Source organism: Devosia ureilytica (genome assembly GCF_024273195.1).
Taxonomy (GTDB): Bacteria; Pseudomonadota; Alphaproteobacteria; order Rhizobiales; family Devosiaceae; genus Devosia; species Devosia ureilytica.
In genome coordinates, this window is sequence record NZ_JAMZCU010000002.1 from 257,161 (window position 1) to 271,417 (window position 14,257).

Here is a 14,257-nt window from a genome sequence, read left to right on the forward strand (position 1 = left end):
CGATGACGGCGCTCAAGGCCCATGAGGTGGCGCGCTTTCTGGCGTGCCCTGACCTGAGCGAGGGGATCTTCCTCGCCTATGGGCCGGATGGCGGACTGGTGCGGGAAACGGCGCAAAAACTGATCCGTCACTTGAGTGGCGACGATCCGGCGTCGGCCAATATCACCATTTTTGACGGGCCGGAATTGCAGGCCGACCCGTCATTGCTGGTGCTGGAGGCCCGCTCCACCTCGCTTTTTGGCGGCAAGCGCATCATCCGTGTGCGCAATGCCACCAAGGCCCTGGTGATGCCGCTGACCGAGTTGCGCGACGATCCAGGCGGCGCCGCAATCGTGCTCGAAGCCGACAATCTGCCGCCGCGCGACGCCCTTAGAGCGTTGATAGAACAGGCGAAATTCGGGCGGGCGCTGCCGTGTTATGCCGATAGCGACGAGACGCTGATGGCGCTGATGCGTGAGACGTTCAACCAGGCCGGCATTCGTGCCGATGCCGATGTGGCGCCGACCCTGCGCGACATTTTGGGCAATGACCGCGAAATCACCCGGCGCGAGTTGGAAAAACTGACGCTCTATGCGGCCACCAGCAAGGTCCTGACCCGCGAAGACGTCCTGCTGCTCTGCGCTGACAATGGCGCCTTAGCCATTGATTCCATTCTTGATTCGACCGGCGGCGGGCATGCCGAAAAGCTCGAGCTGGCGCTCAACCGGGCACTGGCGGCCAATGTCAATCCGCAGCAATTGCTGGCCATGCTGAACACCCATTTTGCCAATTTGCGGCGTTGGCGGGTGGAGGTGGATGCTGGAAAAGCGCCCCGCGCGGTGCTGGATGGGGTTAAGCCCAAGCCGCATTTTTCGCGTATCGGGGCGCTCGAGCAGCAATTGCGGCTCTGGCCGGATACCAGCCTGGCTATCGCGAATGAACGACTTCTGAACGCAGTTTCAGATACGCGGCGCCGCCCGGCTCTCGCCGATGCCGTTTTGCGCCGGACCACGCTGGCGCTCTGCATGATGGCCGCCACGCACTAAGCCCGACGGCCAAAGAAAAACCGCCCGAAAATGGGCGGTTTCACGTGGAACATCAGTTATATCAATGACTTAATTCATTCTGCCGGTCAGTCGCAGGCAGATGTCGTCGAGTTGTTCGAGCGTCTTGTAGCGAATTTCGAGCTTGCCGCCGCGCTCGGAGTGATTAAGCGCCACGCTGAGGCCAAGCGCATCGGCCAGACGACGCTCAAGGGCCAGGGTATCGGCATCGCGCTGCTCGACATCCACCACCGGCTTGCGCCTGGGCAGATCGCGCTGCTGGCTAAGCGCTTCGGCTTCGCGCACCGAAAGGCCCTTGTCGACGATCTGGCGGGCCAAGGCCGCAGGGTCTTCGACGGTGATCAGGGTACGGGCGTGGCCGGCGGTCAGCGTGCCGCTGGCCACCATGCCGCGCACATCCTCGGGCAGGCGCAACAGGCGCAGCGTATTGGCGACATGCGAGCGGGACTTGCCGATCACCTGGGCCAGATCCTGCTGTGTATAGTCGAACTGCTCAATCAACTGGCCATAACCCATGGCCTCTTCAAGCGGATTGAGGTCAGCTCGCTGGACGTTCTCGATAATGGCAAGCTCGAGCGCCTCCTTGTCGTCGACCTCGCGGACGATGACCGGCACGTCATGCAGGCCCGCCTTCTGCGCGGCGCGCCAGCGGCGTTCACCGGCGATCAGTTCGAAGATATTGGGATCATCGGTCGGCCGCACCAGGAGCGGCGACATGACGCCCTTCTCACGAATGGAATTGGTCAGCTCTTCAAGCTGCTCGGCATCAAAGCTGCGTCGCGGATTGGCCCGGTTGGCGATGATGAAATCGACCGGCAGCTTCTTGCTGCCCGAGCCTGATTCGGTGACGCGGGCGCCTTCCATGGCTGCCATATCGCCAATCAATGCCGCGAGGCCCCGCCCAAGACGTGTCGGTTTGTCGGTCATTACTGGCTCCTAAGCAGCGTTCAGCCGCCGCTCACGGCGGATGACTTCGGTGGCGAGGCGAAGATAGGCCTGGCTTCCCGCACATTTCAAATCATAGAGCAATGCCGGCTTGCCATAGGACGGAGCCTCGGACAAACGGACATTGCGGGGAATAACGGTGTCATAGACGAGATCGCCCATCTCGCTGCGCACGTCGTGCAGCACCTGTTCGCTCAAATTATTGCGCTTGTCGAACATGGTCATCACCACGCCCTGGATCGACAGGCGCGGATTAAGGGTCGAGCGGATCTGCTCGATGGTCTGCAGCAACTGGCTGAGGCCTTCGAGCGCGAAGAATTCGCACTGCAGAGGCACAAGGACAGCGTCAGCCGCGACCAGGGAATTGACCGTCAACAGATTGAGCGACGGCGGGCAATCAATCAGGATATAGCTCACCGGCTGATCATTGATGCGCAACTCATCCAACTGCTTGAAAGCGTTGCGCAATTTGAAGGCACGGTCGGCATGGCCGGCTATCGTCAACTCGACGCCGAGAAGGTCCATGGTCGAGGGCACAATCGCAACATTGGGCACGCTGGTCATGATGGCAGCCTGCGGCACGCTGGCTTCACCCACCAAAACGTCATAGGCCGAGACTTCACGGTCGGTGCGCGAAATCCCAAGACCCGTGGAGGCGTTGCCCTGCGGGTCGAGGTCAACAATCAGGACGCGTTCGCCGATGGCCGCAAGTGCCGTTGCCAGGTTGATGGCCGTCGTGGTTTTACCCACGCCGCCCTTCTGATTGGCCAAAGTCAATATCCGGGGTGCCAAATTGGCCTCCGTGTGCCGCTAAATCACTGATTTTCCGCGCAGATTCGTAACTTCGACGATTACGCCGCCCGGATCCGTGTCACTTCTCGTTACTACCACGTCGTGATGCCACTGCGCACCCGATTCCGTCAGCTCTTCAACATGTTCCCGCCCTTTATGCAGAAGAGCGCGGGTTTTCGGGCCAAAAAACGGCGCCATCCAGCTGCACAATTGCGGCATTGCGGCCAGGGCACGTGAGGTAATGACATCGGGCACCCCTGTTTCACGTGAATCAATCTCTTCGCTGCGACGGCCGATAACGGTGACATTGAGGTCAAGATCCCGCGCCACGGTACGCAGAAAACTGACTTTTCGGGCTGTCGGTTCGATGAGGACAAAGCTGCGGCCGGTCCCCTTGGAGGCAATCGCCAATGGCAGGGCGGGAAAACCACCGCCGCTTCCGAGATCGAGAAAGCGCTGATCGTCGGCCTTCACCAGGGAGAGAACTTGCAGACTGTCGGCAAAATGCCGGGTCCAGACCTGCGCCAATGTTTCACGTGAAACCAGATTCTGCACCGCCTGCCATTTCCCCAGCAGTTTGGCATAGGATTCCAGGTCGGCGGCAACGTCATCCAATGGACGCGCGAAATGTTTGGCATAGGGTGCGATGGCGGAGATGTCCGGCATCTAGCTGGCCTTGCGCAGATCGCCGCGCCGAATGACCGCCAGCAGCAAGGTGATCGCCGCAGGAGTCATGCCATCCATGGCCTGTGCCTGAGCAATGGTTTGTGGACGATGCTGGCTCAGCTTCTGTCGCAGTTCCATCGACAGGCCAGGGATGCCGGCATAATCCAGATCGTCCGGTATGGCTCGGCTTTCGTCGCGCCGCACGCTCTCAATGTCCGCCTTCTGGCGGTCCAGATACACCGCATACTGGGCGTCGATGGACACCTGTTCGAGCACCGCTGGCGGCGTTGTGGCCAGTTCGGGCCAGACGCGTGTCAGATCAGCAAGGTCGATATCAGGATAGGACAGCAGATCGAAGGCGGAGCGCCGCTTCCCATCTTCATTGACCGCGAGTCCGGCCTTACGGGCGACATTGGGCGACACAGTGAGGCTGTCCAGCTGCTGCCGAGCGGCTTTCAATGCCTGTGCCTTGTGTCCGAAGGCTTCAGTGCGGGCGTCGCCAACCAGGCCTTTTTCAAGGCCCAGCGGGGTAAGCCGCTGATCGGCATTGTCGGCACGCAGATGCAGCCGGAATTCGGCACGCGAGGTGAACATGCGGTAGGGCTCGCTAACCCCGCGCGTCACCAGATCGTCCACCATGACCCCAAGATAGCTTTCGGTGCGCGACAGGATCAACGGATCCGCGCCCTTGGCGCTGAGCGCGGCATTGGCGCCTGCGAGCAATCCCTGGGCCCCTGCCTCTTCATAGCCTGTGGTGCCATTGATCTGACCGGCGAGATAGAGACCGGGCTGCTTCTTCACTTCCAGTGTCGGCCGCAGTTCACGCGGATCGACATAGTCATATTCGATGGCATAGCCCGGCCGGATAATTTCCACCTGTTCGAGGCCCGGCATGGAGCGCAGGAACGCCTCCTGCACATCGGCGGGCAGCGAGGTGGACAGGCCGTTGGGATAGACAGTGCTATCATCCAGCCCTTCCGGTTCGAGGAAAATCTGATGGCTGTCGCGGTCCGCGAAGCGTACCACCTTGTCCTCGATGGAGGGGCAGTAGCGCGGGCCACGCGACTGAATGCGGCCCGAATACATCGCGGAACGATGCAGGTTTTCGCTGATGATGCGGTGCGTCTCGGCCGTCGTCCGGGTGATATGGCAGGAAATCTGCGGCGTGGTGATGGCAGCGGTCAAGGCTGAGAAGGGCTCGGGCGGTGTGTCGCCCGGTTGCTCTTCCAGCACCGAATAATCAATGCTCTTGCCTTCAAGGCGCGCCGGCGTGCCGGTCTTGAGGCGACCCAACTGCAGGCCCAGACTCTCAAGCCGCGTCGACAGGCCAAAAACCGGCTTCTCGCCCAGTCGCCCGGCCGGAACGGTTTCTTCGCCGCGATGGATCAAGCCGCGCAGGAAGGTGCCGGTGGTGAGGACAACGGCTCTGGTGCCAAAACGACGACCATCGAGCAGCATGACGCCGCTAACCACGCCATTGGTGACCTCAATATCATCGACCTCGCCCTCGATGATATCGAGGTTGGGCTGGGCAATGATCGCGGCCTGCATGGCTTGGCGATAGAGCTTGCGGTCGGCCTGGGCCCGGGGGCCGCGCACGGCGGGACCCTTGCGGCGGTTGAGCACGCGGAATTGAATGCCGGCTTGATCAGCAACCCGGCCCATCAGGCCATCGAGCGCGTCAATCTCGCGGACAAGGTGCCCCTTGCCCAATCCGCCAATAGCGGGATTGCAGCTCATCTCGCCAATGGTGGCGAAGCGATGGGTGATCAGGGCCGTGGGCACGCCGAGCCGCGCGGATGCCGCCGCAGCTTCTGAACCGGCATGTCCGCCGCCGACGATGATGACGGCATAGTCAGTCATGGCAATTTCTCCAAGGCGCCTGACATAGGCCAATGTTTCACGTGAATCAATTGTCGAGCTTGGTCGCGGACAAACGGACGTGTTTCACGTGAATCATTTGCCGATACAGAAACTGGCGAAGAGCCGATCGAGAACCCGCTCGGCGTCGAGCCGGCCAATCAATCGCTCAAGCGCCGCCGAAGCCAAGCGCAGGGATTCGGCCGCCAGCTCCCAATCGCCTAGCGCGTTGCGGGTCTCGGCCAGGGCATCGAGTGCATTGGCCAGCGCCGCCCGGTCGCGTTCGTGGCTGACCAGCGCCGGCTCCGCACCCGCCAGACTTTCACCCAGAGTGCCCAATGTCTTGACCAGCGTGTCGAGGCCCTGGCTGGCCTGGGTGGACACCGAAAGGTCCTGGCCATCGACCGGCCCGAGATCGGCCTTGGTGCCAACGACCAGCAAGCGCCCGTTGGTGGTGGGGCGGGGCACGTCGGGGACGTCGGGCGCCCGCAGCCACAGAACCACATCGGCGCTGGCAATGGCCTGTTCGGCACGCCGGATGCCTTCAGCTTCGGCGCGGCTTTCGGTGGCGCGGAGGCCGGCAAGGTCGAGGAGCAGGAACAATTGCCCGCCAATATCGAGCGGAACTTCGCGGACATCCCTTGTAGTGCCCGCTTCGTCGGAAACAATGGCAATGTCGGATTTTGCCAAGGCATTGATCAGGCTGGATTTTCCGACATTTGGCGCACCGGCCAGGGCAACGCGAATGCCTTCTCGGACGATGCGGCCCGATTCCACCGAGGCCATCGCAGAGGCAATGGCCAGTTCCAGATCCGCCAATTGCACCTGCCAGTGCTCAGGCAGGTCTTCGGACACATCGCCCTCGTCTGAAAAATCGAGCCGGGCTTCGATTTCAGCGCGCAGATCGAGCAAAGTGTCGCGCCAAATGTCGATTTCGGCCGTGAGGCGACCGTCATAACGGGCCAGCGCCTGCTGGCGCTGTTTTTCTGTATCGGCGCCAAGGAGATCGCCCAGGCCTTCGATTTCCACCAGATCAAGCTTGCCGTTTTCAAAGGCGCGCCGGGTGAACTCGCCGGCTTCTGCCAGGCGCAGACCCTGCGTGCGCAACTCAGCCAGAATGGCTTTGACGCCGGCAGGAGAACCATGCACCTGCAGCTCGGCGCAATCCTCGCCGGTAAAGCTATGGGGAGCCGGAAAAAAGGCCACCAGACCCTGGTCGAGCTGGCGGCTGGCGCCAATGGCGCGCAGGGCCAGGTGACGCGGTTTTGGAAGGCTGCCGGCAACAAATGTCAAGGCCGTCCGAACCAATGGCCCGGACAACCGGATGACCGCAACTCCGGCCGGCAGGGCGCCGGAGGAGAGCGCCATGATGGTGTCGCCCGCCCGCATTGCCAGCTCCCGATCGAAAGGCTTGGAGCACTTCACCGTTTCATTGAAACGCTAAACTGCTCTAAGTCCTTGTTTTGGCGCACTTCCCAACCGCAAACCGTTACCGGTTTTGCCCGAAGCGCTCTAGGTGTTCATCGAGTCGAAGAAGTCCGAATTGGTCTTGGTCTGGCGGACCTTGTCCATCAGGAATTCCATGGCGTCGATGGTGCCCATCGGATTGAGAATGCGACGCAGCACATACATCTTCTTGAGGATGTCCGGCTCGATCAGCAGTTCTTCCTTACGGGTCCCGGACTTGGTGATGTCCAGCGCCGGGAAGATGCGCTTGTCCGCTACCTTGCGGTCAAGGATGATTTCCGAGTTGCCGGTGCCCTTGAATTCTTCAAAGATCACTTCGTCCATGCGCGAGCCGGTGTCGATCAGCGCGGTGGAGATAATGGTCAGCGAACCGCCATCCTCGATATTGCGCGCCGCACCAAAGAAGCGCTTGGGGCGTTGCAGGGCATTGGCATCCACACCGCCGGTCAGCACCTTGCCCGAGCTTGGCACCACGGTGTTATAGGCGCGGCCCAGGCGGGTGATGGAATCGAGGAGGATGACCACGTCATGCTTGTGCTCGACCAGACGCTTGGCCTTTTCGATCACCATTTCAGCGACCTGGACGTGGCGCGAGGCGGGCTCGTCAAAGGTCGAGGAGATGACCTCGCCGCGCACCGAGCGCTGCATGTCGGTCACTTCCTCGGGACGCTCGTCGATCAGCAAGACGATGAGATAGCATTCGGGGTGATTGGCGGCGATGGATTGTGCAATATTTTGCAACAATACAGTCTTACCAGTCCGCGGTGGCGCAACAATCAAAGCGCGCTGGCCCTTGCCGAGAGGGGCAACGAGATCGAGGAGGCGCGCCGAGCGATCCTTGACGGTCGGATCGGGCAGTTCCATGCGCAGCCGCTCTTCGGGATAGAGCGGGGTCAGATTGTCGAAATTGACCTTGTGGCGAACCGCCTCGGGATCTTCGAAATTAATGGTCGAAACCTTGAGCAGCGCAAAATAGCGCTCGCCCTCCTTGGGAGAGCGGATTTCGCCCTCGACCGTGTCGCCGGTCCGCAGACCGAAGCGGCGGATCTGGCTGGGGCTGACATAGATATCGTCGGGACCCGGAAGGTAGTTTGCATCAGGCGAGCGCAGAAAGCCGAACCCGTCCGGGAGCACCTCGACCACGCCCTGGCCTACGATATTGATGTCCTGGGCCGCCAGTTCCTTGAGGATGGCGAACATCAATTCCTGCTTGCGCATGGTCGATGCGTTCTCGACCTCGACCTCCTCGGCGAAGGCCAAAAGTTCAGCCGGCGATTTGGCCTTGAGCTCACTGAGCTTGATATTTTGCATGTAGCGAAATGACCCTGAAGGGATAGCGAAGAGACTTGGAAGTCGAAAGGAAGGGGAAGTTCGGCATCGCGCAGCAACCGGGCGGTCGCGCAATCAGGGGATGCCTTGCCTCCATGTAGCGCGATCCGTGATCGGTTTCAAGCTTGGAGCGGGCCGGGCCGGGCAAAAACCGCCGCTGGGGCGATTTGTAGCGGGCGAGGCGTTCCAGTCGCCCGGCCGCCGGCCGGCAAGATTCACGTGAAACCTCGCCGCCCCTAGAACGGCTTTACGATCACCGCGACGACGATGACCATGGCGATGACAAAGGGAATCTCGTTGATGGCGCGGTAAAAGCTGTGCGGCCGCGCATTGCGGTCCTGCTGAAAGGCCCTTAGCAAGGACCCGTACCAGCCATGCACGCCGCTCAGCGCCAACACCATGGCCGCCTTGAGCCACATCCAGCCCTGGGAAAAATCGACGATACCGAAGCCGAAGGCCAGCCACAGGCCAAAGATCCAGGTGGCAACCATGGCCGGGGTGATGATGCCGCGATAAAGCTTGCGCTCCATGACCTTGAAGGTCTCGGACTTGTCCGAACCAACCGCGCTTTCGGCGTGATAGACGAAGAGGCGCGGCAGATACATCATTCCCGCCATCCAGGCGATGACCGAAATGACGTGCAGCGCCTTGACCCATTCATACATGGCAAATTCCTCAACAGTTCGATGCGCAATCGCATCCCGCGCAACACTCAGCCGCGCTTGACCAGCTCGACCAGCCGCTCGACATGGGCAATCGGGGTTTCCGGCACGATGCCATGGCCCAGGTTGAAAATATGCGGGCGATTGTCAAAGGCCGAGAGAATGGCCCGCACCTGGCTTTCCATCGCCTCGCCACCCACCACCAGCCGCAGCGGATCGAGATTGCCCTGCACCGGCAGATCCGGCGGCAGCTGCGTGCGGACGAAATCGAGCGGCGTGGCAAAATCAATGCCCAGGGCGTTTACGCCTGTCGCCGCGGCATAGCGTTCAAGGTTCCCGGCGGCACCGCGAGGAAAACCGATGATCGGTGCATTGGGCACGCGCTGGCGCACGCCTTCGACAATCCGGCGATTGGGCTCCATCACCTGTCGAGCAAAGGACGTGTCATCCAGATTAAGCGCCCAGCTTTCAAAAATCTGCACCACATCGGCGCCGGCTTCGAACTGCGCAACGAGATAATCGATAGAGGTGGCCACCAGGATGTCGATCAGCTTGTCGAAAGCCTCGGGATGTTCGAGCGCGAATTTGCGTGCCACCCATTGATCCGGCGAGCCGCGACCACCCAGCATATAGGTCGCAACGGTCCAGGGCGCGCCGCAGAAGCCGATCAGGGTCTTTTCGGCGGGCAGGACTGCCCGAAGCCGCCGCACGGTCTCGAGCACCGGCGCCAGGTGATCAAGCGCCCCTCCCCTTTCCAAAGCGTCTATGCCTTTGACGTCGAGCGCTTCAAGCAGCGGCCCTTCCCCGGTGGCAAAGCGCACTTTCTGCCCCAGGGCATCGGGGATGACCAGAATATCGGAAAAGAGGATGGCCGCATCGAGATCGAAACGGCGCAGCGGTTGCAGGGTCACCTCGACTGCAAGGTCAGGCGTATAGCACAGCTCAAGGAAGTCCTTGGCGCCAGTCCGGGTCTGCCGATACTCGGGCAGATAGCGACCCGCCTGGCGCATGATCCAGATAGGTGGGCGCTCCTGCCTCCGGCCGAGCACCGTGTCGAGGAGCGGTTTATGCGTCACCGGGCGCATCGGTTCATCCCTTCCAAAACCCCCTAAAGAGTCTTTCTAGCTTCGCTTCTTTATTATTATTGCGGTGTTTATCCGCAATTCCGCGCTCTCCACAATCGGCGGCGTGGTGACACTTGCGCGCAGGGCTATGGTTAACGAGGTGTGAATCCAGTTTCAGCATCGTAGCCACAATGGCCGCGCCCAATTGATTAACGAAAGGTTAATCCGGCGCTTGCCGAGTCAATGATTCGATTCTGCCTGTGGACGAGCCTGCGGATATCTTTCCATGCGCGGAAGCGGCTTTCCCCAGACCTTTCCACGGGCCGCTTCAAAGACCGCGCGAAATAGACTGTTAATGTTTTATTAGCCAAGTCGGATAAGTTTGCCCGACGCCAAAACTTGCGCGACCAAGTCACAGTTCCGGCTTGAGCTGGGGATGACAGTGTGGAAAAACTTCCTCCATGCTCATTCTCGCCTCCGCCAGTGCCACCCGCAAAGCCTTGCTGGACAAGGCCGGTCTGCGGTTTGAGGCCCAGCCCGCAACGCTCGACGAACGGGCCCTGGAAACCAGTGCAATTGCTGCAGGCGGCGATGGCCGGGACGTGGCGCTGCTGCTGGCCCGACACAAGGCCGAAGCCGTTTCGCGCCAGCGCCCGGGCGACATTGTGATCGGTGCCGATCAAACCCTGGCGCTCGGCCTTGAGCTTTTGCACAAGCCCGGCTCACGCGAAGACGCCAGGGCCCAGCTCGATCATCTGCGCGGCAAGACCCATCGCCTTCATGCCGCGGTGACGCTGGCCCGGGATGGGGTCACGCTATGGTCCGATATTGAGACTGCCGAACTGACCATGCGAGAGTTTTCAGCATCCGAGCGCGACCAGGTGCTGGAGCTTGAGGGCGCCGACATTCTGGGCTCGGTGGGCAGCTATCGGCTCGAAGGGCCGAGCATTCGGCTGTTTGAGACCGTCACGGGCGACTATTTCACCATACTGGGGCTGCCGCTCCTTCCCCTGCTCGCTGCTTTGCGCGATATCGCTCCCGAGCTCTTACAGTCCCAGGATTGAGTGTTGACCACCAAGGCCTTTGTCATCGGGCATCCCATTGCCCATTCGCGTTCGCCGCTGATCCATGGAACCTGGCTGGCCGAAAACGGTCTCGATGGTAGCTATGAGGCCATTGATGTTGCGCCAGCTGACCTGCCGGGCTTTTTCGAGCGCCTGCGGGCGGGCGAATTTGCCGGCGGTAATGTCACCATTCCCCATAAGGAGGCGGTGTTCGCGCTTTGTGACAGCGTTGATGAGTTGGCCCGCATGATCGGCGCGGTCAATACGCTGGTGGTCAAGAACGGCAAGGTGCATGGCACCAATACCGATTATCTGGGGTTTCTGGGCAATCTGGACGCGAATGCGCCGACCTGGTCGGACGGCCCGAACGACGCCATGATCATCGGAGCCGGCGGTGCGGCCCGCGCCGTGCTGGTGGCACTGCGTCGGCGCAATGGCGGCAAGGTGCATGTGCTCAACCGGACGCTGGGCAATGCCCAGGCGCTGGTCGATGAAATCGACGGCCCGTTTTCCGCGCATGGCTTTGAGGATTTTGCCAAACTGGCGCCTCACATCGGGCTGGTGGTCAATACCAGTTCCATCGGGATGAATGGCACCCGGTTCGACTGGCTGGATATGAGCCTCCTGCCCAAGACGGCTCTGGTCACCGACATTGTCTATACCCCGCTCGAAACCCCGCTGCTGGCCGAAGCCAAGGCGCATGGCCTGCGCACGGTCGATGGCCTGGGCATGCTCTTGCACCAGGCTGTTCCCGGCTTTGCGGCCTGGTTCGGGGTCACGCCCGTGGTGACGCCGCAATTGCGGGCCCGCATCGAAGCGACACTGGATCACTAGGCCATGCAAAGGATCGGCATTACCGGCTCCATCGCCACGGGCAAATCCACCCTGCTGGCAGCGTTTGCGGCGGCCGGTGTGCCGGTTTTCTCGGCTGACGCGGCGGTGGCCGAACTCTATGCCGGTGAGGCTGCCGCCGCTGTTGAAGCGCTGTTTCCCGGCGTCACCAAGGATGGTGTCGTCGACCGGCAGGTGCTGTCGCAAAAGCTTTCCGCCGATCCGGCAGGGTTCAAAAAGCTTGAAGCCCTTGTGCATCCGCTGGTGCGCGACAGAATTGCGCAATTCCTCCAAAGGGCCGAAAGCGCCGGGCATGCCCTGGCTGCGGTCGAAGTGCCGCTCTTGTTTGAAAGCGGCCATGACTATGGCTTTGACGCCATCGCGGTCACCCATGTGGATGAGGCGGTTCAGCGCCAGCGCATCCTGGCCCGGCCGGGCATGACCGTGGATAAGATGGAGAGCCTTATTGCCCGGCAGATGCCACAGGCCGAAAAGAAGAAGCGGGCCACATGGCTTTTCGACACCGCGCAGCCGCGCGAGGTGATCGGCGCCGACGTGGCCGCGCTTGTGGCCGATATCAGGAGCAAACGGCAGGACCGATGATCAGGGAAATCGTGCTCGATACCGAAACCACAGGGCTTTCGCCCGCAGGCGGGGATCGCCTGGTGGAAATCGGCTGTGTCGAGCTGATCAACCACATCCCCACCGGCAAGACGTTTCACGTCTATATCAATCCGCAGCGCTCGATGCCCGAAGAGGCGTTCCGCGTGCATGGACTGAGCGAGGAATTCCTCGCAGACAAGCCCCTGTTCCATGAGATCGCCGAGGATTTTCGCGCCTTTATCGGCGACGCGACGCTGGTCATTCATAATGCGCCCTTCGACATGGGCTTTCTCAATGCCGAGCTGGAACGCGCCAAGCTGCCGCGGCTGGGCAATGAGGTGATCGACACCGTCATGGTCGCCCGGCAGAAGCATCCCGGCGCCAGGGTGAGCCTTGACGCGCTCTGCAAGCATTATGGCATCGACAATTCCCGCCGCACGCTCCATGGCGCACTGCTCGACAGCGAAATCCTGGCCGAAGTCTATCTCGAGCTGATCGGCGGCAAGCAGGTCAGCCTGGCGCTGGTCGCCGAGGTGGAAAACACGGCCATTGGCCTGGGCACCATTCGAATTGCGGCGGCGCAGCGGCCCGCGCCGCTTCCCGGCCGGGTCAGCGCCAGCGAGGCTGAGGCCCATGCCGAATTTGTCGGCAAGATGGGCGAGAGCGCCATTTGGGGCCAATATGCGGATATGGACGCCGCCCAATAAAACAGCGGCCCCGGCCCAACAAAAAAGCCCCGGCGCAAACCGGGGCTTTGTTGTTCTGCGCGCCGATCAGTTCGGCTTGGGCGCTTCGCCAGTATCGGGCAGCGGCGAGCCGCCCTGCTGGGCCGCAAGCTTGGCCAGGTTCTGACGATAGATCGAGGAGAAATCCACCGGCTCCATCATCAGCGGCGGGAAACCGCCCTGCTGGGTGACATTGGCCAGCACCTGGCGGGCAAACGGGAAGATCAGGCGCGGGCACTCGATCATCAGGAGCGGCGAGAGCTGGTTTTCGGGAACATTCTTCAGGCGGAAGATGCCGCCATAGACCAGTTCGACATTGAACAGCACGGTCTCGTCGCGATTGGCCTTGGCATTGAGCGTCAACTCGACCGCATAGATCTCGTCATTCTGCTTTTTGACGCCCACCGAAATGGACACATTGAACGCCGGGTTGGCGCCACCACTGAGCAGGGTGCCGGGCGCGCCGGGATTTTCGAAGGAAAGGTCGCGGATATACTGACCCACAAGGTTCATGCTGGGCGCGCTGCCGGCCTGCGGTGCTGCCGCGCCCTGGGTATCATCGGCCATTGTCTGGTCCTTCTCGATGTTCAAATTCAGGCAATTGTGGCGGAGTGGCTAGCACTTTTGACTGGGGCGAACAAGCCGAGCCGGCCTATTTGCGCTGGTCCCGCCAGTCATCATCCTTAAGCTCGATGGAGCGGATGCCGGCGTCATGGGGATGAGGCGCATCATCATGGCGACGATAGCTGGTGGTGGTTTCAACCACCCGCACCCGCCCGGCCAAGGCATTGAACAGCCAGTGCCGCAGCGGCGGCACGAGCAGCGCCAGCGCCACGATGTCGCTCAGAAACCCGGGTAGCACCAGCAATACAGCGGCCACGCCGATCAGCATGGCATCAAACATGGTGCGGCCCGGAATGGTGCCCGCGCCCACATTGGCGCGCAGCCGGGCAATCACTCCCAGGCCCTGCTGGCGCAGCAGCAGGCCGCCGGCAAGCGCGGCAAGGATAATCAGCGCCAAGGTCGGAAAAAGGCCGATGGCACGGCCGACCACGATGAACAGCGCGATTTCAACCAGCGGCAGGAGCAGAAAACTGAGGGCGATCAGGCGGGCCAAGGTCATGTCCTTGTGTCTAGAAGCAGGGCGCGGCGCGGCAAATATGCAACTCGCCCTAACGTGAACTGGTTTCGGGCTAAAGCTTTGCC

Annotated in this window: 15 protein-coding genes; 5 read left to right on the plus strand and 10 right to left on the minus strand. The window is 61.4% G+C overall.

The annotated features are described in order from the left end of the window. The first annotated feature begins 2 nt into the window (after positions 1-2). Positions 3-1,025, plus strand: coding sequence for a DNA polymerase III subunit delta (gene holA, locus NIM87_RS05200; protein WP_254673576.1), 1,023 nt, complete (start codon positions 3-5; stop codon positions 1,023-1,025). 69 nt (positions 1,026-1,094) lie between these two features. Here holA and NIM87_RS05205 read toward each other — a convergent pair whose 3' ends face one another. The 8 genes from NIM87_RS05205 to hemE all read right to left on the minus strand — a co-directional run bounded on the left by NIM87_RS05205 (position 1,095) and on the right by hemE (position 9,849). Then, on the minus strand, positions 1,095-1,970 hold the full coding sequence (locus NIM87_RS05205) for a ParB/RepB/Spo0J family partition protein (RefSeq protein WP_254673577.1): 876 nt from the start codon (positions 1,968-1,970) through the stop codon (positions 1,095-1,097). A gap of 9 nt (positions 1,971-1,979) precedes the next feature. Beyond that, a complete protein-coding gene (locus NIM87_RS05210) occupies positions 1,980-2,780 on the minus strand; it encodes a ParA family protein (protein WP_254673578.1) in 801 nt (266 codons plus the stop codon). 18 nt (positions 2,781-2,798) lie between these two features. Continuing rightward, positions 2,799-3,446, minus strand: a complete 648-nt coding sequence (gene rsmG, locus NIM87_RS05215; protein ID WP_254673579.1) for a 16S rRNA (guanine(527)-N(7))-methyltransferase RsmG — start codon at positions 3,444-3,446, stop codon at positions 2,799-2,801. Next, positions 3,447-5,309 (minus strand): tRNA uridine-5-carboxymethylaminomethyl(34) synthesis enzyme MnmG, encoded by a 1,863-nt coding sequence (gene mnmG, locus NIM87_RS05220; protein WP_254673580.1) that lies wholly within the window; start codon positions 5,307-5,309, stop codon positions 3,447-3,449. 93 nt (positions 5,310-5,402) lie between these two features. Then, positions 5,403-6,695, minus strand: a complete 1,293-nt coding sequence (gene mnmE, locus NIM87_RS05225) for a tRNA uridine-5-carboxymethylaminomethyl(34) synthesis GTPase MnmE (RefSeq protein ID WP_254673581.1) — start codon at positions 6,693-6,695, stop codon at positions 5,403-5,405. 123 nt (positions 6,696-6,818) lie between these two features. Continuing rightward, on the minus strand, positions 6,819-8,084 hold the full coding sequence (rho, locus tag NIM87_RS05230; protein ID WP_254673582.1) for a transcription termination factor Rho: 1,266 nt from the start codon (positions 8,082-8,084) through the stop codon (positions 6,819-6,821). A 254-nt stretch (positions 8,085-8,338) separates the two neighbouring features. Further along, the gene (hemJ, locus tag NIM87_RS05235) at positions 8,339-8,767 is read right to left on the minus strand and encodes a protoporphyrinogen oxidase HemJ (RefSeq protein ID WP_254673583.1); all 429 of its coding nucleotides are present in this window, start codon (positions 8,765-8,767) and stop codon (positions 8,339-8,341) included. Positions 8,768-8,814: 47 nt separating this feature from the next. Further along, positions 8,815-9,849: a uroporphyrinogen decarboxylase gene (gene hemE, locus NIM87_RS05240; RefSeq protein ID WP_254673584.1), complete on the minus strand. Its 1,035-nt coding sequence runs from the start codon at positions 9,847-9,849 to the stop codon at positions 8,815-8,817. A 440-nt stretch (positions 9,850-10,289) separates the two neighbouring features. On the opposite strand from hemE, the gene NIM87_RS05245 reads away from it, so the two are divergent. From NIM87_RS05245 to dnaQ, 4 genes are read left to right on the plus strand one after another with little or no spacing between them, the layout of a single operon-like run. Then, complete coding sequence (locus tag NIM87_RS05245) at positions 10,290-10,892, plus strand: Maf family protein (RefSeq protein WP_254673585.1); 603 nt, start codon at positions 10,290-10,292, stop codon at positions 10,890-10,892. After that, a complete protein-coding gene (locus NIM87_RS05250) occupies positions 10,893-11,726 on the plus strand; it encodes a shikimate dehydrogenase (protein ID WP_408640051.1) in 834 nt (277 codons plus the stop codon). A gap of 3 nt (positions 11,727-11,729) precedes the next feature. Next, the gene (coaE, locus tag NIM87_RS05255; protein WP_254673587.1) at positions 11,730-12,326 is read left to right on the plus strand and encodes a dephospho-CoA kinase; all 597 of its coding nucleotides are present in this window, start codon (positions 11,730-11,732) and stop codon (positions 12,324-12,326) included. Continuing rightward, positions 12,326-13,033, plus strand: a complete 708-nt coding sequence (gene dnaQ / locus NIM87_RS05260) for a DNA polymerase III subunit epsilon (protein ID WP_254674075.1) — start codon at positions 12,326-12,328, stop codon at positions 13,031-13,033. The genes coaE and dnaQ overlap by 1 nt, the downstream gene beginning before the upstream one ends. Before the next feature lie 66 nt (positions 13,034-13,099). On the opposite strand, the gene secB is transcribed toward dnaQ, so the two are convergent. Then, positions 13,100-13,618, minus strand: a complete 519-nt coding sequence (gene secB / locus NIM87_RS05265) for a protein-export chaperone SecB (RefSeq protein ID WP_254673588.1) — start codon at positions 13,616-13,618, stop codon at positions 13,100-13,102. An 85-nt stretch (positions 13,619-13,703) separates the two neighbouring features. Continuing rightward, a complete protein-coding gene (locus tag NIM87_RS05270; protein WP_254673589.1) occupies positions 13,704-14,174 on the minus strand; it encodes an FxsA family protein in 471 nt (156 codons plus the stop codon). Between the last annotated feature and the right edge of the window lie 83 nt (positions 14,175-14,257).

What these genes read in the sequence shown, in the direction of transcription:
- holA (WP_254673576.1), top strand. Translation starts at nt 3, where the DNA reads ATGACGGCGCTCAAGGCCCATGAGGTGGCGCGCTTTCTGGCGTGCCCT.
- NIM87_RS05205 (WP_254673577.1), bottom strand. Translation starts at nt 1,970, where the DNA reads ATGACCGACAAACCGACACGTCTTGGGCGGGGCCTCGCGGCATTGATT.
- rsmG (WP_254673579.1), bottom strand. Translation starts at nt 3,446, where the DNA reads ATGCCGGACATCTCCGCCATCGCACCCTATGCCAAACATTTCGCGCGT.
- mnmG (WP_254673580.1), bottom strand. Translation starts at nt 5,309, where the DNA reads ATGACTGACTATGCCGTCATCATCGTCGGCGGCGGACATGCCGGTTCA.
- mnmE (WP_254673581.1), bottom strand. Translation starts at nt 6,695, where the DNA reads ATGCGGGCGGGCGACACCATCATGGCGCTCTCCTCCGGCGCCCTGCCG.
- rho (WP_254673582.1), bottom strand. Translation starts at nt 8,084, where the DNA reads ATGCAAAATATCAAGCTCAGTGAGCTCAAGGCCAAATCGCCGGCTGAA.
- hemJ (WP_254673583.1), bottom strand. Translation starts at nt 8,767, where the DNA reads ATGTATGAATGGGTCAAGGCGCTGCACGTCATTTCGGTCATCGCCTGG.
- hemE (WP_254673584.1), bottom strand. Translation starts at nt 9,849, where the DNA reads ATGCGCCCGGTGACGCATAAACCGCTCCTCGACACGGTGCTCGGCCGG.
- NIM87_RS05245 (WP_254673585.1), top strand. Translation starts at nt 10,290, where the DNA reads ATGCTCATTCTCGCCTCCGCCAGTGCCACCCGCAAAGCCTTGCTGGAC.
- coaE (WP_254673587.1), top strand. Translation starts at nt 11,730, where the DNA reads ATGCAAAGGATCGGCATTACCGGCTCCATCGCCACGGGCAAATCCACC.
- secB (WP_254673588.1), bottom strand. Translation starts at nt 13,618, where the DNA reads ATGGCCGATGATACCCAGGGCGCGGCAGCACCGCAGGCCGGCAGCGCG.
- NIM87_RS05270 (WP_254673589.1), bottom strand. Translation starts at nt 14,174, where the DNA reads ATGACCTTGGCCCGCCTGATCGCCCTCAGTTTTCTGCTCCTGCCGCTG.